This window comes from Pseudomonas sp. DWRC2-2, from assembly GCF_049897885.1.
Taxonomy (GTDB): Bacteria; Pseudomonadota; Gammaproteobacteria; order Pseudomonadales; family Pseudomonadaceae; genus Aquipseudomonas; species Aquipseudomonas azotoformans_A.
Genome location: NZ_JAFCXD010000003.1, coordinates 581,744 through 603,891 on the forward strand (window position 1 = coordinate 581,744; position 22,148 = coordinate 603,891).

23 protein-coding genes are annotated in these 22,148 nt (G+C 62.0%); 13 read left to right on the plus strand and 10 right to left on the minus strand.

Annotation, left to right across the window (positions count from 1 at the left end; translation table 11 throughout):
- Window positions 1–6 precede the first annotated feature (6 nt).
- From ACP7EW_RS17990 to ACP7EW_RS18005, 4 genes are read left to right on the plus strand one after another with little or no spacing between them, the layout of a single operon-like run.
- Window positions 7–885 carry a metal ABC transporter substrate-binding protein gene (locus ACP7EW_RS17990; RefSeq protein ID WP_426218673.1) on the plus strand — a complete coding sequence of 293 codons (879 nt, stop codon included), beginning with the start codon at window positions 7–9 and terminating at the stop codon, window positions 883–885.
- Window positions 882–1,295: a phosphoribosyl-AMP cyclohydrolase gene (gene hisI, locus ACP7EW_RS17995; RefSeq protein ID WP_314527082.1), complete on the plus strand. Its 414-nt coding sequence runs from the start codon at window positions 882–884 to the stop codon at window positions 1,293–1,295. The genes ACP7EW_RS17990 and hisI overlap by 4 nt, the downstream gene beginning before the upstream one ends.
- Entirely contained in the window at window positions 1,292–1,852 is a 561-nt protein-coding gene (locus ACP7EW_RS18000) for a DapH/DapD/GlmU-related protein (RefSeq protein WP_028618554.1), read from the plus strand. The genes hisI and ACP7EW_RS18000 overlap by 4 nt, the downstream gene beginning before the upstream one ends.
- 3 nt (window positions 1,853–1,855) lie before the next feature.
- Window positions 1,856–3,193: a dihydroorotase gene (locus ACP7EW_RS18005; RefSeq protein ID WP_426218676.1), complete on the plus strand. Its 1,338-nt coding sequence runs from the start codon at window positions 1,856–1,858 to the stop codon at window positions 3,191–3,193.
- On the opposite strand, the gene ACP7EW_RS18010 is transcribed toward ACP7EW_RS18005, so the two are convergent.
- Complete coding sequence (locus tag ACP7EW_RS18010) at window positions 3,190–3,711, minus strand: DUF3617 domain-containing protein (protein WP_016978689.1); 522 nt, start codon at window positions 3,709–3,711, stop codon at window positions 3,190–3,192. The genes ACP7EW_RS18005 and ACP7EW_RS18010 overlap by 4 nt on opposite strands.
- Before the next feature lie 131 nt (window positions 3,712–3,842).
- Between ACP7EW_RS18010 and cls the strand changes: the two genes are divergently transcribed.
- Entirely contained in the window at window positions 3,843–5,282 is a 1,440-nt protein-coding gene (gene cls, locus ACP7EW_RS18015) for a cardiolipin synthase (RefSeq protein WP_426218678.1), read from the plus strand.
- A gap of 5 nt (window positions 5,283–5,287) precedes the next feature.
- On the opposite strand, the gene cfaB is transcribed toward cls, so the two are convergent.
- From cfaB to hflK (ACP7EW_RS18055), 8 genes are all read right to left on the minus strand, one after another.
- Entirely contained in the window at window positions 5,288–6,472 is a 1,185-nt protein-coding gene (cfaB, locus tag ACP7EW_RS18020; protein WP_033897232.1) for a C17 cyclopropane fatty acid synthase CfaB, read from the minus strand.
- Window positions 6,473–6,559: 87 nt separating this feature from the next.
- Window positions 6,560–7,348: a DNA-binding domain-containing protein gene (locus ACP7EW_RS18025; RefSeq protein ID WP_269132355.1), complete on the minus strand. Its 789-nt coding sequence runs from the start codon at window positions 7,346–7,348 to the stop codon at window positions 6,560–6,562.
- On the minus strand, window positions 7,339–8,184 hold the full coding sequence (locus tag ACP7EW_RS18030; protein ID WP_426218681.1) for a DUF692 domain-containing protein: 846 nt from the start codon (window positions 8,182–8,184) through the stop codon (window positions 7,339–7,341). The genes ACP7EW_RS18025 and ACP7EW_RS18030 overlap by 10 nt, the downstream gene beginning before the upstream one ends.
- Before the next feature lie 65 nt (window positions 8,185–8,249).
- A complete protein-coding gene (locus ACP7EW_RS18035; protein WP_426218683.1) occupies window positions 8,250–8,504 on the minus strand; it encodes a hypothetical protein in 255 nt (84 codons plus the stop codon).
- A 116-nt stretch (window positions 8,505–8,620) separates the two neighbouring features.
- Complete coding sequence (locus ACP7EW_RS18040; protein WP_426218685.1) at window positions 8,621–10,507, minus strand: cation-translocating P-type ATPase; 1,887 nt, start codon at window positions 10,505–10,507, stop codon at window positions 8,621–8,623.
- Window positions 10,504–11,538 carry a protease modulator HflK gene (gene hflK, locus ACP7EW_RS18045; protein ID WP_426218687.1) on the minus strand — a complete coding sequence of 345 codons (1,035 nt, stop codon included), beginning with the start codon at window positions 11,536–11,538 and terminating at the stop codon, window positions 10,504–10,506. Before hflK (ACP7EW_RS18045) ends, ACP7EW_RS18040 begins: the two co-directional genes overlap by 4 nt.
- Window positions 11,535–12,524: a protease modulator HflC gene (hflC, locus tag ACP7EW_RS18050; protein WP_426218865.1), complete on the minus strand. Its 990-nt coding sequence runs from the start codon at window positions 12,522–12,524 to the stop codon at window positions 11,535–11,537. Before hflC ends, hflK (ACP7EW_RS18045) begins: the two co-directional genes overlap by 4 nt.
- Window positions 12,525–12,533: 9 nt before the next feature.
- A complete protein-coding gene (gene hflK / locus ACP7EW_RS18055; protein WP_426218690.1) occupies window positions 12,534–14,438 on the minus strand; it encodes a protease modulator HflK in 1,905 nt (634 codons plus the stop codon).
- A gap of 186 nt (window positions 14,439–14,624) precedes the next feature.
- On the opposite strand from hflK (ACP7EW_RS18055), the gene ACP7EW_RS18060 reads away from it, so the two are divergent.
- From ACP7EW_RS18060 to ACP7EW_RS18095, 8 genes are all read left to right on the plus strand, one after another.
- Window positions 14,625–15,227 (plus strand): CDP-alcohol phosphatidyltransferase family protein, encoded by a 603-nt coding sequence (locus tag ACP7EW_RS18060; RefSeq protein ID WP_095014071.1) that lies wholly within the window; start codon window positions 14,625–14,627, stop codon window positions 15,225–15,227.
- 32 nt (window positions 15,228–15,259) lie between these two features.
- Window positions 15,260–17,008, plus strand: coding sequence for a bifunctional alpha/beta hydrolase/class I SAM-dependent methyltransferase (locus ACP7EW_RS18065; protein WP_426218693.1), 1,749 nt, complete (start codon window positions 15,260–15,262; stop codon window positions 17,006–17,008).
- 2 nt (window positions 17,009–17,010) lie between these two features.
- Complete coding sequence (locus ACP7EW_RS18070) at window positions 17,011–18,309, plus strand: phosphatase PAP2/dual specificity phosphatase family protein (RefSeq protein WP_426218695.1); 1,299 nt, start codon at window positions 17,011–17,013, stop codon at window positions 18,307–18,309.
- The gene (locus ACP7EW_RS18075) at window positions 18,299–18,742 is read left to right on the plus strand and encodes a hypothetical protein (protein WP_033897222.1); all 444 of its coding nucleotides are present in this window, start codon (window positions 18,299–18,301) and stop codon (window positions 18,740–18,742) included. The genes ACP7EW_RS18070 and ACP7EW_RS18075 overlap by 11 nt, the downstream gene beginning before the upstream one ends.
- A 9-nt stretch (window positions 18,743–18,751) precedes the next feature.
- Window positions 18,752–19,372 (plus strand): lysophospholipid acyltransferase family protein, encoded by a 621-nt coding sequence (locus ACP7EW_RS18080; RefSeq protein WP_426218698.1) that lies wholly within the window; start codon window positions 18,752–18,754, stop codon window positions 19,370–19,372.
- A gap of 1 nt (window position 19,373) precedes the next feature.
- Window positions 19,374–20,306 (plus strand): phosphatidate cytidylyltransferase, encoded by a 933-nt coding sequence (locus ACP7EW_RS18085; protein WP_010207670.1) that lies wholly within the window; start codon window positions 19,374–19,376, stop codon window positions 20,304–20,306.
- 163 nt (window positions 20,307–20,469) lie between these two features.
- Complete coding sequence (locus ACP7EW_RS18090; RefSeq protein ID WP_033897219.1) at window positions 20,470–20,934, plus strand: helix-turn-helix domain-containing protein; 465 nt, start codon at window positions 20,470–20,472, stop codon at window positions 20,932–20,934.
- A complete protein-coding gene (locus ACP7EW_RS18095; protein ID WP_426218700.1) occupies window positions 20,925–21,512 on the plus strand; it encodes a mobile mystery protein B in 588 nt (195 codons plus the stop codon). The genes ACP7EW_RS18090 and ACP7EW_RS18095 overlap by 10 nt, the downstream gene beginning before the upstream one ends.
- 84 nt (window positions 21,513–21,596) lie before the next feature.
- Here the strand turns inward: ACP7EW_RS18095 and ACP7EW_RS18100 are convergent, their stop codons facing one another.
- Window positions 21,597–22,070 (minus strand): Lrp/AsnC family transcriptional regulator, encoded by a 474-nt coding sequence (locus tag ACP7EW_RS18100; protein ID WP_025854407.1) that lies wholly within the window; start codon window positions 22,068–22,070, stop codon window positions 21,597–21,599.
- Between the last annotated feature and the right edge of the window lie 78 nt (window positions 22,071–22,148).

Here is a 22,148-nt window from a genome sequence, read left to right on the forward strand (position 1 = left end):
TTCCCGATGCGCGCTCTACTCGTGCTGTTCAGTCTCGTCCTGTCGTTGTCGACGGCCCAGGCCGCCGACAAGCTTCAGGTGGTTACCAGCTTCAGCATCCTCGATGACATCACTCACCAGATTGGTGGCGATCACATCCAGATCAGCAACATGGTCGGCCCCGACGCCGACGCCCACACCTACGAGCCTACCCCGGACGATGCCAAGGCACTGCTCAAGGCCAAGGTGATCATCAAGAACGGCCTGGGCTTCGAACCCTGGCTGGACCGCCTGGTGACCAGCACCGAAACCAAAGCCACGGTCGTGACCGCCAGCAAAGGCGTGATCTCCCACACCATGGAAGAGGACGGCGAAACCATCCCCGACCCGCATGCCTGGCACAACTTGGCCAACGCCGAAATCTATGTGAACAACATCACCAAGGCGCTGATCGCTGCCGACCCGGCCAACAAGGCCGACTACCAGCACAACAGCCAAACCTACCTGAAAGAAATCTATCGCCTGCTGGCCGACGCCAAGTCCAAGTTCGGCGCACTGCCCGCCGGTAACCGCCGCATCGTTACCTCTCACGACGCCTTCGGCTACCTGGGCCAGGCTTATGGCATCGAGTTCCTCGCGCCACAGGGCTTGTCTACCGAACGCGAGCCGTCCGCCGCCGAAGTGGCTGCGCTGATCACTCAGATCCGCAAAGACAAAGTCAAAGCCGTGTTCATGGAAAACATCAAGGACTCGCGCCTGCTCAAACAGATCGCTGACGAAAGCGGTGCGCAGATCGGCGGCACGCTGTACTCCGACGCCCTCGCCGCTGAAGGCCCGGCCAGCACCTTCACCGGGCTGTTCGAATACAACCTCAACACGCTGTGCGCGGCTCTGAGCAAGCCATGACCTTGAGCATGCTCGACCTGGAAGGGGCTGCCGTCGGCAGCCGCTTTCCGCTCGAACCCGTGCTCGATGCCCTGCCGTGGAACAGCGATGGCCTGATCGCCGCCATCGCCCAGCAACACGGCAGCGGCGAGGTGTTGATGCTGGCCTGGATGAACCGCCAGGCCCTCAAGGAAACACTGGGCACCGGGCAGGTCTGCTACTGGTCGCGCTCACGCCAGCAGTTGTGGCGCAAAGGCGAAAGCTCCGGTCACTGGCAACAGCTGGTGGAAGCACGCCTGGATTGCGACGGCGACGCGGTCCTGCTGATCGTCGACCAGCAAGGCCCGGCCTGCCACACCGGACGGCCGACCTGTTTCTACAACGCCATCGACGGCGACTACGTCCACATCATTACGGAGCCCTTAGCATGATCCGCAAAAACCCGTCCGGCGATCTGCCTGTGATTGCCGAATCGGCCTACGTCGACAAGACCGCCATCATCTGCGGCAAAGTCATCATTGGCGAAAACGTGTTCGTCGGCCCCTACGCCGTCATCCGCGCTGACGAAGTCGACGCCAGCGGCGGCATGGACCCGATCATCATCGGCGCTAATTCCAATATCCAGGACGGCGTGGTCATCCACTCCAAGTCCGGCGCGGCGGTGACCATCGGAGAATTCACCTCGATTGCACACCGATCCATCGTCCATGGCCCCTGCACCGTCGGTGACCGCGTGTTCATCGGTTTCAACAGCGTGCTGTTCAACTGCGCCGTGGGCGATGGCTGCGTGGTGCGCCACAACTCGGTGGTCGACGGCCGCGATTTGCCCGCCGCGTTCTACGTGCCCTCCACCACCCGCATCGGACCGAACACTGACCTTTCGCAATTCCCGCCGGTGAGCGTGAGCGCCTCGGAGTTTTCCGAAGACGTGGCCCGCACCAACGTTGACCTGGTGCGCGGCTACAAAGCCCTGCAAAACGAGTTCTGAACCATGAGCCGCCTGCTGATCCGCAACGCCCGCCTGGTGAACGAAGGCCAGGAATTCGACGCTGATGTGTTGGTCGCCAATGGTCGTATCGAAAAGATCGCCAGCAGCATCCAGGACTGCAACACGCCAGTCGCCATCGACGCCCAAGGCCACTGGCTGCTGCCCGGCATGATCGATGACCAAGTGCACTTTCGCGAACCTGGCGCGCCGGACAAAGGCAGCTTCTACAGCGAATCCCGCGCGGCGGTCGCCGGTGGTATCACCAGTTTCATGGACATGCCCAACACGCACCCGGCCACCCTCGACCTGGACGCCCTGGCCGACAAGAAACGCCGCGCCGCCCTGCACTCGGTCGCCAACTATGGCTTTCACTTCGGCGTGAGCAACGACAACCTCGACACCGTCGCCGCCCTCGACCCACGTGAGGTGGCCGGGGTCAAAGTGTTCATGGGCGCTTCGACCGGCAATATGCTGGTGGACGATCCTCGGATCCTGGAGCGCCTGTTCGCCGAAGTGCCCACGATTTTGCTGGCCCACTGTGAACACACGCCAAGCATCCAGGCCAACGAACAACGCCTGCGCGAGCGTTTCGGCGAGCACATCCCTGCGGTTGCGCACCCGCTGATCCGCGATGCCGAGGCGTGCTATCGCTCGTCATCCTTCGCGGTGGAATTGGCCAAGCGTCACGGTACCCGATTGCATGTGCTGCACCTGACCAGCGGCCGCGAACTGGCGCTGTTCGAAGACAAACCCTTGGGCGAAAAACGCATCACCGCCGAGGTCTGCCTGCACCACTTGTTGTTCGATGACCGCGACTATCACCGCCTCGGCCACCAAATCAAATGCAACCCGGCCATCAAGACCCGCGCCGACCGCGACGCCTTGCGCCAAGCCTTGCTGAGTGATCGTCTGGACGTGATTGGCAGTGACCATGCGCCGCATACCTGGGCGCAAAAACAGTTGGGTTATCGCGAGGCGCCGTCGGGATTGCCCCTGGTGCAGCACGCGCTGCCGGCGTTGTTGGAGTTGGTGGCCGATGGGCTGCTGCCGCTGACCACGCTGGTCGCAAAAACCAGTCACCGCGTGGCCGACCTGTTCGCCATCCCGGATCGAGGTTATCTACGTGAGGGTTATTGGGCCGACCTGGTGCTGATCAAACCGGAGCCCGAAGGCAAGCCCGTCAGCAGCCAGCCGATCCTGGCCCGCTGCGGCTGGACGCCCTTCGCCGAGCGCAGCTTTCGTCACAGCGTCAGCACCACCCTGGTGTCCGGCCACTTGGCCTGGCACAACGGCCAAGTGGTGGACAGCTGCCAGGGTTTGCCCCTGCATTTTTTGCGTTAAGCGCGAGGTTTGACCGTACCGCAATCGTTGCCCAGCCACTGGGCATGGCTGTCCAGGCTGCCCTTCTGCTGAATGCCGGTGGCATTGAAGGTACCGTTGACGGTGGTGGTGAATTCTTTTTGGCTCTGGAAAGTGGCTACACCCGTGCCTTGGGCTTTCGGGCAACTGAAACGGAATTTCCACTGGTTGCCGGTCTTGTCGGTCACTTCCTGCTTGCAGCCCGATTGCGGGTCGGTCAGCGGGATCGAATCGGAGGCAACCTGCGCCGGGGTGAGGCACACCTGCACGCCTTTACCGGCCATGGTGATGCCCTGTTTTTCGAGCATGGCGCGTTGTTCCGGGGTCATTTGTTGCTTGAGCTGACCGAGGATCAGCGACAGGTCCGGCAAGTCCTGGTTATCGACTTTCATATTGCTGGTGGTCAATTCCCACAAGCCCGGCGCCAGCATCTGCGCCTGCGCCGCCACCGGCAGCGACACACCAATCATCATGGCCAAAGACAGCAGACGAGCATTCATCGGGTAACTCCTGGGTAATGTTGGGCGTTAGACGCCGCAAAGGTGCCAGGGTTGCACGGCAAATAAAATAGCGACATTCCTGACCAGACATGGTCTGTTAGGCACTTGGATTGCCTGGAGTAACGTCGTCCATGGATTTCTTTGGCCCGCACCTGCTCGCCTACTTCATCGCCACGCTGCATTTTCTCGGGACCCTCGCCGCGATCCACGCGGTGCTGACCGTCAGGACCGCCCAAGGCTCGATCGCCTGGGCCTTGTCGCTGATGTTCATGCCCTACCTCACGCTGATCCCCTACCTGATCTTCGGCCGCAGCACGTTCGACGCGTACATCCAGGCCCGTCGCCAGGCCAACCAGGAAATGCATACCGCGATCACCGAGCTGAACTGGCGCCCGTGGGTCGAAGAGGCCCTGGCGGCACGCAACTCCAGCGCCTACGCCTCGCTGCGCGCCATGCCCAAGCTGGGCCGCATGCCGTGCCTGGCCAACAATGAAGTGCGTTTGCTGATCAATGGCGACGCCACCTTCAGCGCAATCTTCGCCGCGATCCGCAACGCCAGGACGGCGGTGCTGTTCCAGTTCTTCATCATTCATGACGACGAACTCGGCCGCCAACTGCACGTGCTGTTGAAGGAAAAGGCTGCAGAAGGCGTCGCCATCTACGTGTTGTATGACCGCATCGGCAGCCACGCCCTGCCCCATCGCTATGTGCAATCGCTGCGCGACGCCGGGGTGAACGTCAAAGCCTTCGCCACCCGCAGCGGCTGGCTCAATCGCTTTCAGGTCAACTTCCGCAACCATCGCAAGATCGTGGTGGTGGACGGCATCACCGGGTTTGTCGGCGGGCATAACGTCGGCGATGAATACCTGGGCAAGAAACCGCCGCTGGCGCCGTGGCGCGATACCCATGTGCAGGTGACCGGCCCGGTGGTGGCATGCTTGCAAGAGTCGTTTGCCGAAGACTGGTTCTGGGCCGCGCGCGAACTGCCGCCACTGATCTTGCCGGACGCCTACCCCGAAGACGGCGTGCTCTGCCAGTTGCTCGCCAGCGGTCCGGCCGATCCCTATGAGACTTGCTCGCTGTTCTTTGTCGAGGCAATCCATGCAGCCACCGAGCGCGTGTGGATCACCAGCCCCTACTTCGTCCCCGACGAAGCGGTGTTCTCTGCCCTGCGCCTGGCCGTGCTGCGCGGTGTCGACGTGCGGCTGCTGCTGCCTTCACGGCCCGATCACCGCATCGTCTACGCCGCGTCCAGCCTGTACGCGATCGAGGCCGTGCGCGCCGGCGTGCGCGTGTTCCGCTACACGCCGGGCTTCCTGCATCAGAAGGTGGTGTTGGTGGACAACGAAATCAGCGCCATCGGCAGTGCGAACATGGACAACCGTTCGTTCCGGCTGAATTTCGAAGTGATGTTGCTGACGGTCGACGAGGCCTTCGCCAAGGAAGTCGAGCACATGCTGCTGGACGACTTCGCCCTGGCCCATGAAGTCAGCCAGGAAGAAAGCCGCGAAACCCGCCGCCTTCAGCAACTGGGCATGCGGGTTGCGCGGCTTATTTCACCGATCTTGTAACGGGCTCAGCGGTAGATATCTTCCCGTGTCCACGGCAAGTCATGGCTGCCATCGGCATGGGGTTTCACCGCCAGAATCTGGTGCAGGTTGATCCAGCCCCGCGCAAACGCATAGGCACAACCGGCCAGGTACAGCCGCCAGATGCGCAACGCCTGCTCCGGCACCATCTTCGCCGCTGCTTCCAGGTTGTCTTCCAGGCGCTCGCTCCAATGGTCCAGGGTGCGCGCGTAGTGCAGACGCAGGCTTTCGACGTCGACCACCTCCAGCCCGACTTCGCTGATCTCGGCCGTCATCATCGCCAAATGCGGCAGTTCGCCGTTGGGGAACACGTAACGCTCGATGAACTCACCCGCGCCGCGCCCCACAGGGCGACCATCGGTGTGCTTGGCGGTAATACCGTGGTTCATCACCAGGCCACCTTCGCGCACCGCGCCGAACAGGGTCTTACAGTATTCCGCCAGGTTGGCGTGGCCGACGTGCTCGAACATGCCCACGCTGACCACTTTGTCGAAACGGCCGTCTTGCGGCAGGTCACGGTAGTCGAGCAGTTGCAGGTCCACCTGGTCTTCCAGGCCTTCGGCTTTCACCCGTTCCCGGGCCAGCGCCAACTGCTCCTTGCTCAAGGTGATGCCAAACACCTTGACCCCGAACTCCCGTGCGGCAAACCGCGCCAGCCCACCCCAACCACAGCCGACATCCAGCAAATACTCGCCCGGCTGCAGCCGCAACTTGCGGCACAGGTGGCGAAATTTGTCTTGTTGGGCCTGGTCGATGGATTCGCTGCCGGTTTCGAAATACCCGCAGGAGTACGCCATGTCCTGGTCCAGCCACAGCTGGTAGAACTCGTTGGACAGGTCGTAATGGTAGGAAATGGCCGCTGCGTCAGTGGCCTTGTCGTGAATCGAGCGCACCGGACGACTCCCCTCGTCGTCTTCGATCAGGGCGTGACTCAATTCGTCACACACCCGGATGACCTCGGAAATGGAGCCTTCCAGCTCCAATTTGCCCTCGACAAAGGCTTCGCCCAGTGAATCGAGCGTTGGATGGGTCAGCTTGGTCACGACCGTGGGGTCCTTCACCACGATGGTCACACTGGGCTCGGGGCCCAAGTTGAATTCATGGCCGTCCCAGAGTCGAAGACGCAGCGGTAGCTGAAGATTCTGTAAGGCCGGTGGAAGTTGCGCGAGCATGAGTAGTCCCCCCTTGTTTCAGACGTCTGCTGAGAGGTTAGACCATCCGAAGACAAAGTAGGAGGCTATCGATTTGATAGCGCTCTTCTATGGGGCCCGGCGCTCGAGCAACCCGTCCTGGACCCACTGCTTCAGCCAAGTAACGGCCTGCAGTGGCGCACCCTCTGCATGAGTGACTGCCAACTCGGCGCACAGTTCGGCAAAGCTCCAACCGGTGGTCGCCATTCCCGTCAGGGCAGAGGCCTCGGCGGGTTCCAGGCTGCGGTAATGGCAAACATTCTGATGGCGCCACACCAGGCACGTCTGCGCCGGGTCCAGCGTGTGGCTGTCGGGGAAGTCGGATTCGTCCTTGCTGGCACGCCAGATCGCGACACTGTTGAAGTGGCACAGCAGCGGTTGCACCGTCGGCGCCAGGGAAACCTGCAACACCGGCCACGCCTCTGGCGGCAACGACGCCATGTCGCTCAGCGTCAGTGGTTCGCCCTGCGGCGCATCAAATGCCAGGGTGAATGCCCACTCCAACCGCGCCAACTCCGCCAATGGCGCACTCTGCTCCGCCACCAGATGCTCAAGGATAAACACCGGGAAACGCTCGCCCAGCCAGCGCAGGCTGTAATGGGCCGAGGGGTAGCGCCGCAGGTAGGCTTCGGTCAGCGCGGCAAACTCGTCATCGCCCAGCCAATATAGGAGGGCGCTGAAGTCATGCCGCAAGACTTCCTGCAACCGTGAGAGGTAGGCGTTGTGGTAAATCGCCAGGCCCGTGTCCACATCCAGCGTCGGCCCGCCCAGCAACGTGGCGGCGAAACCACTGTTCGCCACTGGCGTTTCGGATAACAGGTGCTGCTCGAAGGCCAGTTGCCAATCTGTCAGGCGCATAGCTGTCTCCTGGCCAGGGCGGTCGCGCCCAGTTCACGGGCCTTGCTCAGTTCGGTGAGCAGTTCTTCAAAGGGTGGGAAATGGTCATCCCGTTCCAGTAGCGTCGACACGGGCCCCAGATGCTCTAGCGTCTGTTGATAAAGCGCCCACACCGGATCACACACCGGATGGTCATGGGTGTCGACCACGTAATCGCCATAGTCCATATGCCCCGCCAGATGCAGCTGGCGGATGCTCTCCGGCGGCAAGTTACGAATAAACGTCCAGGCGTCAAAGCCATGATTGCGCGAGCTGACGTACACGTTGTTAACGTCCAGCAACAGCTGGCAGCCCGACAGGTGGGCCAGGGCATTGAGAAATTCCCACTCGGTGAATTCATCCGCCTTCGAGCGCACATAACTGGAGACGTTTTCCAGCACCAACGGGCGTTGCAGCACGTCCTGCACTTGGCGCACACGGGCGGCCACGTGGTAGAGGCTTTCTTCGGTGTAAGGCAGCGGCAGCAAGTCATGCAACTGGTGGGCGCTGCCACGGCTCCAGCACAGATGATCGGAAACCCATGCCGGCTGGATGCGCTCGGCGAGTTGTTGGATCTGTTTCAGGTAATCGGTATCAAGGGCATGGGGCCCGCCGATGGACAGGGACACGCCGTGCATCACCAGGGGATAACGCTCGGCTATCGCATCCAGGTAATACAAGGCTTTACCGCCCTGGACCAGGTAATTCTCGGAGATCACTTCGAACCAATCCACCGCCGGCGATTGTTCAAGGATCTGTTGGTAGTACTCACTGCGTAAACCCAGGCCGTAACCGAGGCTCGGAAGAGAGGTAGGCATAAGACACTCCTGGGAAAGTGTCCGCAGCGGTGGGGGCGACCGCTGCGGGTGCACTTGGCGGTCGGTTATTCGCCGACTGTGCCGCCAGCCTTGGTGCAGGCATCGGCACTGGCCATTGCCTTGAAACCCTGACCTTTGCAAGAACCCTGGCCTTTGCACGCGTGGTCCTTGGTTTTGCAGTCGTTCTGGCCTTTGCACGCGTTGATGCCGTAGCAGTGAACAGCGGTGTCAGCGGCTTGAGCTTGAGTGACAACACCGGCAAACATAGTGGCAGCGGCCATTGCGAGAGCGGCGCCAGCAGCAGCGGATTTGATGTTCATTGTTGTATTCCTCATGATCGTAGGGGTGTCGGTCTGAACGGATTGTTCAGTCTCGACACCCCACTAGAGTGAGGCCCCTCAGCCGCGTTACAGCGCTGTGCAAATATTTCTGAAAATTATTCTTCGAGCTTCAAAAGGGGCTCCTGGAAGCGCAATAACCGTCCGGCGTTCCCCAGTACCAACAAGGTACTGAGGTTATGCAGCACCGCGGCAATCATGGCGCCCGCCGCCCCCAACCAGCCAAACGCGGCAAACACGACAATGGCCAGGGTCCACCCAAGGCCGATGATCACGTTGACCTGCAAGGTCTGCCGGCACTGGCGACTCAAGCGCACGCAGGTGCCCAGGCGCCGCAGGTCGCTGCCGATCAACACCACATCAGCCGACGCCAAGGCGATGTCCGCCCCACCCGCGCCCATGGCCACGCCGACCACACCGGCCTTGAGCGCGAGGGAATCGTTGATGCCATCCCCCACCACCATCGGGCGAAAGCCGCTGCCGATTTCACCCAACACGCGGTTGAGCTTGTCTTCCGGCAAGGCCTGGGCTTCGACATCGCTGATGCCGACCTCCAGCGCCAGGCTGTTGGCCACGCTTTGGCGATCGCCGGTAAGCAGCAGTTGGCGACCCAGGCCCAGATCACGCAGTTCTTGCAGCGCCTGGCGAGCCTCCGGCTTGACGCTGTCGGCCAGCAGCAACCAGGCGAGGAACTGCCCATTCAGCGCCAGCCCGGCGATGGGGCCATCGTGGTTCGGCACGGCGGTGGTGACGATGCCCAGTTGCTCGAACAATTCCGGCCGACCCAAGGCCGCTTCGCCCTGCGCGGTCTGCGCCACGACACCAAGCCCCTGACGCTCACGAATATCCGTCAACGCCAGCAGTTGTTCCTGCGTTGCCAACCCCGCCAACGCCCGGCTGACCGGATGGCTGCTCGCGGAGCCCAGGCTGGCCGCGAGATTGAGCAACACCTGCCGATCTGGCGCGGTGGTTTCGATGGATTGCAGGCGCAGGGTGCCGAAGGTCAGCGTGCCGGTCTTGTCGACCACCAATGAGGTCAGGTCTGCCAGCTCTTCCAGAAACGCCGAGCTGCGAATCAGAATCCCATGCCGCGCCGCGACTGCGATGCCCGCAATCGCCGTGGCCGGTGCCGACAACACCAACGCGCAAGGACACGCCGCCACCAGCACAGCGAGCATCGCCTGGGCGTCGTTGGTCACAAACCAGGTCACCGCAGCCAGCAACAACACCAGCACCATATAGCTGCCGGCATAGCGCTCCAGCAGCCGCGTGATCGGCGGCTTGGCGCGCTCGGCGTTCTGCATCAGCGCGATGACTTTGCCCAAGGTGGATTCATTGCCCGTGCGCGTCACTTGCAGGCGCAGCAAGCCATCCAGGTTGATCGCCCCGCCAAACACCTGCACGCCCACACTGGCTTCCAACGGCACCGACTCACCGGTAATCGGCGCGGTGTCCAGGCTCGCCTGGCCCGACAGCACCACGCCATCGGCGGGCACCCGGTCACCGGCCCGCACCTCGACCACATCGCCGGTGTTCAGCGTGCCGTTATCCACTTCGACAATGCTGCCATCGGCCTGCACCAAGCGCGCGTGGCTGCGCGTCAGCTTGCCCAACGCGTGGATCGCTTCCTGGGAACCGATCACGCTGCGCTCTTCCAACACATGGCCGAAGATCATGATGATCGGCAGCAACGCCGCCGTCAGCAGATCCCCTGTGGCCCAGGCACCGAGCATGGCCAGGGCGATCAACTGATCGGTGATGCCATGCAAACTCGGAAACCGCAGGCTGTACCAGGCCGAACGCATCACCGGCACGGCCACCAGCAAGGACGCGACGCCCAGCAGCAATTGGCTTACGCCGGTCTGGTCGGGCGCGAGCCAGCGCCATACCAGGCCCAGCACCAGCAACCCCAAGGCCAGCATGGCCAGGGTCAATTGCCGGGCAGCGCTGCGCTGTTCGGCGGAGGTCAGCATGGGTGCGCTCATTGTTCGGCTCCCTGGATGATCAAGCGGGAGTCGTCTTTCGGATCGACCGTGGTCACAGAACCGGCCTGGCCGAGAATTTTCGGCAGGCGCTCGCGGTACAGGCGCAGCAGCAAGCCCGGGTCTTTCACCTGGGCCAGGCTGGCCACCGTCGCGGTTTGCGCCTGGGCATTGGCCAGGCGTTCGCTGGCCTGGGCGTGGGCGACTTGCACCAGGCGGTCGGCCTGCTGGGTGGCGGCCTGGGTGAGTTTTTCCGCGTCGGTGCGGGCGTTGGCCACGGCCTTGTCGGCTTGCTGGCTAGCGGTCAGCACGGCGTTGAACGCATTGACTGCTGGGCCCGGCAGGCTCGATTGCACATCGACACGGGTGACTTCGATGCCCAATCCCAACCCCGTAGAAGCCAATTGCGTGAGGCGTTTATTGATGCCTTGCACCAAGTCGCCACGCAACCGCTCACGGCGCTCGGCGGCGCCGTTGTCGGTGCCGATCAGTTCAGGTCGCGCCACCAGAATCGTGTCCAAGTCCCGCGCCGCGGTGAGGGCCACGGCGCTGCGCGTCACCAGTCGATCCAGGGCCGGCAGCACATGATCGCCCTGCAACACAAAGGCATAGGGTTCGGTGACTTTGTAGAACACCCGCACATCCAGTTGCACCACGCCGGCATCGCCAGTCAGCAGGTAACCGGAACCCGCCAGCGCATCACTCAAGGGCGTGGCGAAACTGGCCACACGGTCGGCCTGAACCGCCGCGTCGGAGCGCAGCAGGTTCTCCACCCGGCGTTCGATCACCCGATCAGCTGCCGGTAGCAACACCACCTGCTCGAACGGCTGCGGCCACGCCAGCAACAGCCCGGCATTCTGAATACGGTCGAGGGCGCCAAAATGCAGGACCACCGCGCGGTTCTGCGGGTCGATCTGGCGCACATTGGAAAACGCCCAGGCCAACGCCGCCAATACCGTCACCGCGTACAACGCCAGGAAGGTCAGGCGCCCGGCCTGGATCCAGGGGCTGTCCGGGCTGTCACGCATCGTCATGGCTGGACGTCCTTCGGCCCATCCACCAAGGCGCGGAACGGCGCCGCGTCGGTGCGCAGGACGATCTTGGTGCCTGGTGTAACAACGGTGCCCAAGGTGTCGAGGGAGCGCAGCAGGTTGTACAGCTGTGGATTACCCGCATAGGCACGACCATAAATCTGCGCCGCTTCGACCCGCGACTGGGCCTCGATATCGGCAGCCTTCACCGTGGCATCGGCCTGCACGATGCGCGCATCACGCTCGGCGGCTGAACGGATCTGCGCGGCTTCGCGCTTGCCCACGGCGGTGCGTTCGGTGGCGATGGTTTCACGCTCGGCGCGCATGCGGTCGACGGTGGCGGTGAGGGTGACCGACGGCAAGGTCAGCCGTTCGATGCCGACCTGGGCCACACGCACGCCGTAGGTGGTGAGCAATTGTTGATCAATCTGCTGGCGCAACTGCGCCTCGAAATCAGCGATGCGCACTTGGCTGGCGTCGGTGTTGATCAGGCTGGACAGGTCGAAGCTCGCCGCCGTGGTTTCCAACGCCGAGCCCACGAAGGTACGAATCTGCCGCGCCGCTTCATCCGGTTGGTTCTGCACCGCGCGCATGAAGCGCTGCACGTTGTCTGCGTCGCCCTGCACCTGCCACGCCACGTACGCCTGCACGATGATGCGCAGGCCGTCGCGGGTACCCACATCCTGCAACCCGCTGGAGGTGGTGCGCAGGCGCAAATCCACCGGGATCGCCGCTTCGAACGGCGCCGGCCAACGCCAGCCCAGGCCCGGCTCCAACAGCACCCGCGACGGGTTACCGAAACGGGTAATCACCGTGGCCTCGCCGGAACGCACCTGCACCAGGCTGGCGGCGGCAACCGCAAACAGCACCAGCAACAGCGCCCAGGCCATACGCCGCCAGGGGAACGGGCCGGCCGCTTGTTCGTCACCGTGATGATGGTGGTGGTGATGGCCGTGATGACCGTGATCGTGAGAATGAGCGCTCAACAGACAGACTCCTTATTGAACGGCTTTACGCGGCACCGAAGGATCGGCCGGCAAGGTAAAAGAACGCAGATCAATCGTCGGCGCGCCGTCGGCACCCAGGCGATGATCCAGAATCAGCAGCTTGGCGTGGGCCAGGCCCTGGCTGAGTTGGCCGAGGTACTGTTCCAAAACGAACGCCTGCCCGGCAGTGGCGTAGGCCTTTTGTTCGGCGGTGAAGCGCAGGTTGGCCGCTTGCGCGCCCGCGTTCACTTCACGGGCCGTGGCCGTGGCCTGGTCGCGGGCGGTGCTGGCTTGCAGCAACGCCTGGTTGGTTTGCTCACTGGCCGCGCCACGCTCGCGGGAGATCAGGGCCTGGGCGCCGATCTGTGCAGCCTGCACACCGTGATAAGCGTTGGCGGCGCCGGCAGGTGGATGAATCGCCTCCACCACCGTGGCGAGAATTTCCACGCCGCTGTCGAGTGTTTGCAGGTCGGCCTGCACGGCGCGGCCGATTTCGTCAGCAAGGCGGGTGCGCTGTTCGCCGAGCAATTCGTCGAGGGTGCGCGAGGCGAAGTCATGCACGAGGATGCGGCTGGCGGTGCTGCGGATCAGGGTCGGCACGTCCGCGCTGTTATAGGTGGCGGCGAGCGCGGCCTGGTCGGTGAGGCCGATGCGGTAGACGAACCGCACATCCATATTGACGATCTGGAAGCTCTGTTTGTCGCCGCTGCTGCTGGCGATCACCTGGGACTTGTCATTCACGTGACTGGCGTCCCACAAGCGGTTGGCGATCAGCGGCGCCGGGCCTTCGGCAGGCGCCAGTTCTGGGGTGGCGGCTTCGCTGACGCTGGTGGCCAGTTCATGCACCACGCCGTTTTCCACACTGATCACGCGGCCCAGTGGCCACGGCAATCCGGCATGCAAGCCAGGGCCGAACACCTGCACCGGCTTGCCGAAACGTTCATAGATCCCACGGCCCTGCAGGGGCACTTCGTGCACGCCAGTGAGCGCCCAGCCTACCGCCAGCACCACCAGCAACACCGGCAGGAACGCCCGGCGCATGTAGGTAAACGCCCAGATCTGGCGCAGGTCGATGCCAAAGCGGTTGTGCAATTCATGTTGCAGCGCGAGCAAGGGCTGCGGCGGCCAGCGTAACAATCCGGCGATAAAGCTTTGCGCCATCAAGCGCGGCTCGACGCGGGGCTGACGTGGGCTGAACAGGGACAACACAGCTCTTAATAGAAACTCCAGCGAGACGAGCGCCGGCAGCACGCCGATCAATACGGCCAACCTCAGGGGCCAAACGGCGTTGGCCCCGGCAAACAGCAGACACACCGCACTGACCACCAGGCAAATAATCGCGACCCGGCTCAACTGCGCCAGTTGCGAGGCTTCCGGCCATTGCGCGGTGGTCTCCTGGGCCAGACGGCGTTCAAACACCAGCACACCAAACGCCAACCCCAATGCCAGCGCGGCGCCGATGCTTGCCGATTGACCGACTGCGGCGGCGGGCAGCGCCAGGTTCCAGAACTCGACAATGCTGACCAACGCCAGCAACGACCAGCCGCCGAGCCACAACACTGGCGTACCGATCTGTTTGCCAAAGCGCTCCAGGAGGCGCGAGTAGCGGCTTGCGTCTTCAACCGGCACATCAACCGACGGTTCTTCCAACGCCTGCGCACGCCAATCCGCCACCCACCACGCCGATTGCAAGCCGGCCACCAACAATAACAACGCCGACGCACAGTTGATCAACACCACCGGCCAGATCGACAGCGGCGCAAACAACGCGACAAACAGCGCCAGCACCCAGCCGGCCACGGCCAACACCGTCAGGCTGATACCGGCCTGGCGCAATCGGCGGGCATGGAACAACCCCTGTTGAAAACGCGGAAGGCCTTCCACCGAAGCGCCGTCAGCTTCCAGATCCACTTGCATCCACTTATGTCCACTCGCACACAATTAGTTACGATATAACACAAGGCGTGAAATTTTTGTTTGCTTAGAAGCAGACCGTGACTAAACCCCCAGAAACACGCGCCATCACTGGTGCAGGCCACGATGAATCGGGCACACTCCAGAACAGTTTTTCGCGGGTCCACGGACAAGGAAGCGTCACTCCCCATGATTTCGATCTATCAGCTCAAGCCGCGTTTTCAAAACTTGCTGCGCCCTCTTGTGCAGCGCCTCTATGACAATGGCACCACCGCCAACCAGATCACCGTGCTGGCCGGTGTGATTTCCTTGCTGGTCGGTCTGTTGATCGCCAGCTTCGCCCAACACCTGTGGCTGTTTGCGCTGATCCCGCTGTGGATGATCCTGCGCATGGCGCTCAACGCTATCGACGGCATGCTTGCCCGTGAATTCGGCCAACAGTCGCGCCTGGGCGCCTACCTGAATGAACTGTGCGATGTGATCGCCGACAGTGCGCTGATCCTGCCGTTTGCGCTGATCCCCGGCGTGAGCCTGGCGCCGGTGCTGCTGGTGGCGTTGCTGGCGGTGTTCAGCGAATACGCCGGCGTACTGGGGCCGATGGTGGGCGCATCGCGGCGCTATGACGGGCCGATGGGCAAAAGCGATCGCGCGTTCGTATTGGGCGTATTGGCCACCGGCGTGGCGCTGGGCTGGCTGGGCGCGGGTTGGGTCGACACGGTGATGTGGCTTGTGGCCGCCCTGCTCGCCTACACCTTGGTCAACCGAGTGCGTCAGGGCCTCAAAGAACAATAAGAAACTTCACCGATTGCATAAGGATTTTTGCGATGCGCGAACAGCAACAGCACACCTTCACTACCCACGACGGCGTCGAGCTTTTCTACCGGCACTGGCCAGCCACGCAGACTTCCGGGCCGCGCAAGGCAATCGTGTTGTTCCATCGCGGCCATGAGCATTCGGGGCGTATCGCCCACCTGGTGGATGAGCTGAACCTGCCGCAATTCGATTTCTTCGCCTGGGACGCCCGTGGCCATGGCCAGTCTCCCGGCGAGCGCGGTGACAGCCCCAGCTTCGCCACCAGCGCCCGTGATGTGCAGACCTTCTGCGACCACATCGGCGCCACCTATGGCATCGAGGAAGACAACTTCGCCGTCATTGCGCAAAGCGTCGGCGCGGTGATTGCCGCGACGTGGGTGCATGACTACGCTCCGAAAATCCGCGCGCTGGTGCTCGCCTCCCCGGCCTTCAAGGTCAAGCTCTACGTGCCATTCGCCCGGCCGGGCCTGGCACTGATGCGCAAATTCCGTGGCAATTTTTTCGTCAACAGTTACGTCAAGGCCAAGTTCCTCAGCCATGACCCGGAGCGCGTCGCGTCCTACGACAGCGATCCGCTGATCACCAAGGCAATCTCGGTGAATGTGCTGCTCGGCCTGTACGAAGCGGCCGACCGGGTTGTCGCCGATGCCCAGGCGATCCAGGTGCCGACGCAGATGCTGATCTCGGGTTCGGACTTTGTGGTGCACCGCAAACCCCAGCAGCAATTTTTCGACCGCCTCGGCAGCCTGAAAAAAGAGCTGCACATTCTCCCCGGTTTCTTCCACGACACCCTGGGCGAACGCGACCGCGCCTCCGCCGTGAGCAGCTCCCGGCGTTTCATCCTGCAGAACTTCGAACACCCGCTGGACCGCGCGTCATTGCTGGACGCCGACAAGCTGGGCGATACTTGCGCCGAGTCCGAAGCCCTCGCTGCGCCACTACCGCGCAACTCCTTGCGCGACCTGTACTGGCGCATGACCCGCGCCAGCATGGGCCTGGGCAAGAACCTCTCGGACGGTGTGAAGCTGGGCTTCGACACCGGTTTCGACTCCGGTAGCACCCTCGATTACGTGTACCGCAACACCCCCACCGGCAAGGGCAGGCTGGGGCGGATGATCGACACCAACTACCTCAACTCCATCGGCTGGCGCGGTATTCGCCAGCGCAAGTTGAATGTAGAAGAACTGTTGCGCTTGGCGATGGCCAAGTTGCGCGGGGAAGATCGCGAAGTGCGTATCGTGGATATCGCCGCCGGTCATGGCCGCTACATCCTCGAAGCCTTGCAGGGCGTGTCGCCGCTGCCGGAATCGATCCTGCTGCGCGACTACAGCGATATCAATGTGCGTGACGGTGGCGCGCTGATTCGCGAGAAAGGCCTGGGGGACATTGCGCAGTTCGTCAAAGGTGATGCATTCGACCGCCTGGATCTCGCCGCGCTGGAACCCAAGCCAACGCTGGCGGTGGTGTCCGGGCTGTATGAGCTGTTTGCCGATAACGGCATGGTCGGCGGTTCGCTGGCGGGCCTCGCTGAAGCGGTGGAACCCGGCGGCTATCTGGTCTACACCGGCCAACCGTGGCACCCGCAGCTGGAGCTGATCGCCCGCGCGCTGACCAGTCACCGCCAGGGCCAGGCCTGGGTGATGCGCCGCCGCAGCCAGGCGGAAATGGACCAACTGGTGGAAGCCGCCGGTTTCCGCAAGATCACCCAGCGTGTGGATGAGTGGGGCATTTTCACCGTGTCCCTGGCACAGAAGATCTGAGCATGCGCGAACCCGGCTTATTGAAACCCGCGTTCCTGTGGCTGCTGCTGTTGGCGCCGCTGTTTTTCAGCACCTACGGCTTTGCCACCTGGGTCACCAGCCAGCGCAGCGACGTCGGCACGCTGGTGTTCGATTGGGAAACCCATATGCCGTTCTGGGCCTGGACCATCGTGCCCTACTGGTCCATCGACCTGCTCTACGGGTTTTCCCTGCTGCTGCCCAACACCCGGCATGAACTGAAGCAACATGCGCTGCGTTTGCTGAGTGCCCAGGTGATCGCCGTGAGCTGCTTCCTGATCTGGCCGCTGCGCTTCACCTTCGAGCGGCCGGAGCTGGACGGCGTGTTCGGCTGGCTGTTTGCGGTGCTGGCGGGGTTCGACAAACCGTTCAACCAGGCGCCGTCCCTGCATATCGCGTTGCTGGTGATCCTGTGGGTCATGTACCAACGCCATACTCAGGGATTCTGGCGTTGGCTGGTGCATGGCTGGTTCGCGTTGATCGGTATTTCAGTGCTGACCACTTATCAACATCACTTTATCGACTTACCCACAGGCGCCCTCGCCGGGTGGCTGTGTGTGTGGTTGTGGCCGGTGGAACACCCTAGCCCGTTGTTGAATGCACGGCTGACGCGGGATCCCAAGCGCTGGCGGTTGGGTGTGCGCTATGGCGTAGGCGCCTTGGCTCTGGCGATCCTTGCGCTTGTGATGGGTGGCGCATGGTTGTGGATACTTTGGCCTGCGGTTTCCCTCGCCTTGATCAAGGCCAATTACTTCGTGCTCAGCGCTGCGGGCTTCCAGAAACGCGCCGACGGCCAACTGACGCCTGCCGCGCGTTGGCTGTATGCGCCCTATCTGGCCGCGGCCTGGATCAACTCGCGCCTGTGGACACGCCAGCATCCACAACCGGACCTGATTGTGGATAACGTCTGGCTGGGGCGCATTCCTACAACGAGCGAGCAAGAACCCTTCAAGGCCATCGTCGATCTCTGTGCCGAATTGCCGATTAATCCACAGGGCCGCGCTTACCATTCCATTCCCGTACTGGACCTGATAGCCCCGAGTCCCGCCGAATGCCTGCAAGCCGCGCAATCCATCGAACGCTTGCGCACTAGCGGTCCCTTGCTGGTCTGCTGCGCCCTTGGCTATTCGCGCAGCGCCACCGCCGTCGCGGCCTGGCTACTGCACACCGGGCGCGCCGCGACGATAGAGGATGCGCTGACTATCATTCGTACAGCGCGGGCCGATGTGGTCCTGCACCCCGCACACCGTGAAGCTTTGGAGGGTTTACCCCATGCCCGCTGATATGGAACTGCAGGTTGTCGCCAGCTTGTTGCGTCGAGGTCGCTCGCTGGATCAGTTATCCACAGGCCTGACCCTGGTCGGCGTACTGTTCGGCCTGGCCCAACTGCTGATGGCCAGTATTGCGCCGATCTGCCTGCTGCTGAGCCTGTGGATGATTATCCTCGGGCTGCTGCAAAAGTACTGGGCGCTGCGCGTGGCCTTCGACGCCGACCTGTTCGCGCTGCTGGCCCGCGACATCGACCGCACCCCGGACCTCGACCAGGCCTTGCAAACCCTTGGCCTGCAATCGGCCAAGCGCATTGGCCGGCCCTGGACCGAGCGCCGTCGAGGCGCGCTCAAACTGTTGCGCAAACAAGCCTGGCTGCTGGGCGCGCAAGCGCTGCTGACCCTGGGCGTGATCCTCGCCAGCCCTTGGCTGCCTTTCGCCGGATAAGGAATCCCCATGTTCGAACCCGTGGTCGCCACGCTGATTACCTCCATGGCCCGCACCGTCACCGGCGCCCGCAGCCTGTGGCTCGGTTGCGCGCCGGTGCCGGTGCAACGCATCTACTTCGCCAACCACAGCAGCCACGGAGACTTCGTGTTGCTGTGGGCCTCGCTGCCGCAGAACCTGCGCAAATTCACGCGCCCGGTGGCCGGCAGCGATTACTGGAATAGAAGTGCCCTGCGTCGCTACATCATCAACCGAGTGTTCAACGGCGTGCTGATCGACCGCGAACGCAAGGACCCTGTGGATAACCCTTTGCAACCCATGCTCAACGCCCTGGAAGGCGGCGATTCGCTGATCATCTTCCCCGAAGGCACACGCAACCTTGAAGACGGCTTGCTGCCGTTCAAAAGTGGCTTGTATCACCTGGCGAAAAGTTACCCACAGGCCGAATTGGTGCCAGTGTGGATCGCCAATCTCAACCGGGTCATGCCCAAGGGCCGCGTGCTGCCGCTGCCCCTGCTGTGCACCACCAGCTTCGGCGCGCCGCTGCAACTGGAAGACGGCGAAGACAAAACCGCCTTCCTCGCCCGCACCCGCGACGCCCTGCTCGCCCTTGCCCCGGAGCCTGTCTGACATGGATAGCCAAACCCTGATGTTGTTCGGCGGCATCGGCGCCATCCTGGTGCTCGCTTCGCTGATCGGCCTGATCCTCAAGCTGCGCACCCGTGGCAGCCCCAATGCCGTCATCGACAACCTCAATGCGCGCATCAACGCCTGGTGGGTGATGGTGGTGGTCATCGGCATCGCCTTCTGGCTCGGCACCGGCGCGGTGATCCTGCTGTTCTACGCAGTGTCGTTCTACGCCCTGCGCGAATTCCTCACCCTCACCCCCACCCGCCGCAGCGACTACCCGGCGCTGGTGGCCGCGTTCTACCTGGCGCTGCCGCTGCAATACCTGCTGATCTACTCGGACTGGTACGGGCTGTTCTCGATCTTCATCCCGGTGTACGTGTTCCTGCTGCTGCCGATCCTCGCCTCCCTGGGTGGCGACAGCACGCACTTCCTGGAACGCGCGTCGAAAGTACAGTGGGGCCTGATGATCGCAGTGTTCTGTGTGTCTTTCGTGCCCGCCCTGCTCACCCTCGACATCCCCGGCTACGAAGGCCGCAACCTGCTGCTGATTGCCTACCTGGTGATCGTGGTGCAACTGTCGGACGTCTTGCAGTACGTGTGTGGGAAATTGTTCGGCAAGCACAAGATCGCGCCGAACCTGTCACCGTCGAAAACCGTGGAAGGCTTTGTCGGCGGCATCCTGCTCTCGTCGCTGATCGGCGCGGCGTTGTGGTGGACCACGCCGTTCAACCCGTGGCAGTCGTTCTTGATTGCGCTGCTGATCAACCTGCTCGGGTTTGCCGGCGGCATCGTGATGTCGGCGATCAAACGCGATCGCGGCGTGAAGGATTGGGGCCATATGATCGAAGGGCACGGCGGGATGCTGGATCGGTTGGATTCGGTGTGCTTTGCGGCGCCGATCTTCTTTCATCTTGTGCGGTATTGGTGGACGTAAATTTCGTTGCCATTAACAACTTGAACGAATTTGTAAGCCTATAGGCAAACAAAATTATGTATTTTGTTAGCCTATAGGCTTATTTTTTGATTTATTTGTATGCCTATAGGCTAATATTAATCAAGAAATTGATAGCCTATAGGCTTACAAGGGGTCATTTACCATGAGTGCTTCCAAGCTCTACAAACTGCGCCTTTCTCAAGTAGAACGTGCCATTGAGCCGTTTAATACCATTAAAAATGCGGCTGTTCCGCCAGGCGGTTGGCTGCGGGCTATCCGAGAATCATTAGGCCGCTCATTAAAAACGCAGGCCGAAATTGCCGGCGTATCCTCAGGGACGTTGACCAAGTCCGAGCGCTCCGAGGCTGAAGATCGGATATCACTCGCACAGCTAAGAAAGCTAGCAGCAGCACTGGACTGTGAACTCGTCTACGGCCTGGTCCCCAAGAAGCCCCTGCACGAAGTCATCCAAGACCGCGCCGAATTCATGGCGAAGCAAGAAATCCTAGGCGTTGCACACTCCATGAGCCTCGAAGACCAACGCCCCTCTGATGCGTTCATCGAACGTCAGATTGATGAACGCCGCAGAGAACTACTCGACGGTTCGTGGGCCCGCCTATGGCAATAGAACTGGAACTGAAACCAGGCCAAACGCCTCTCGATCCCGACGAAGTCGCTGGCCTGAAACCGAGGCATATCGCCAACCAGGGCGAATTGGATGAATGGGAAGCGCAGAACATCCTCAAAGCCTCACGTTGGATAGCGCGGCAAAAAAAGCTGGATGTACTGAACGACCATTTCTGCCGTGAGCTTCACGTGAAAATGTTCGACGACACTTGGAAATGGGCCGGCACCTTCCGCAAATCCGATAAGAATATCGGCTGTGATTGGACGCAGATCGCGGTCAACTTACGACAGTTGCTCGACAACATGACTTACTGGCTGGAACACAATGTCTTCCCGTCAGAAGAGGTTGCCGTGCGCTTTCACCACCGACTTGTTTGGCTACACGCCTTTCCGAATGGCAACGGTAGACATGCTCGCCTCATGACAGACTGCCTACTGAGGCAATGTGGTCTTGCTCCCTTCACCTGGGGTCGCGGTAACTTGGTGACCGCTAATGAAGTGCGCCAACGCTACATCCAAGCGCTTCGCGCTGCCGACAACAATGATTACACGCTACTGTCGGCATTCGTGCGCAGTTGACGCGCCGCTTGAGGATAACGGGCAACGTTAGGGTGAATCGTGAATCCGCTGTGCCCCTGTGGCGAGGGAGCTTGTCACAAGCGCTTAACCCGGCAAATGCCCCAGTGGCAATGCCCCTGGGGTTTTCACGGTCTGGATCGCGAAGTTGCTGCGGATATCCCTCACCCCCGGCAGCTTCAGCAAACTACCCGTGACGAACCGCTCATAGCCGCGCAAATCCGGAACCACCACCTGCAACAGAAAGTCCGACTCCCCCGACACCAGGAACGCCGAGATCACCTCTGGCAACGCCGTGACCGCCTCGCGGAAGGCGTTGGCTTCGGTGTCGTTATGCCGCTCCACCTTCACGCCCACGAATACCATCATCCCCAGGCCCACTTCATCGCGATCCAGCGTGGCCTGGTAGCCGCGAATCACGCCGGCTTCTTCCAGCAGGCGCACGCGCCGCAGGCAGGGCGAGGCAGACAACCCGATCTCGTCGGCCAACTGCACATTGCTCAGGCGGCCGTCGCGCTGCAGGGCTTCGAGAATCTTTCGGTCAAAAGCATCGAGTTTCAGATTTGGCATAAGTGGATGGCTTAGAGAGTAATAAGTGGCAGATAGTGCCAAGACTAGACGCTTTTCTGGCTGACTAAG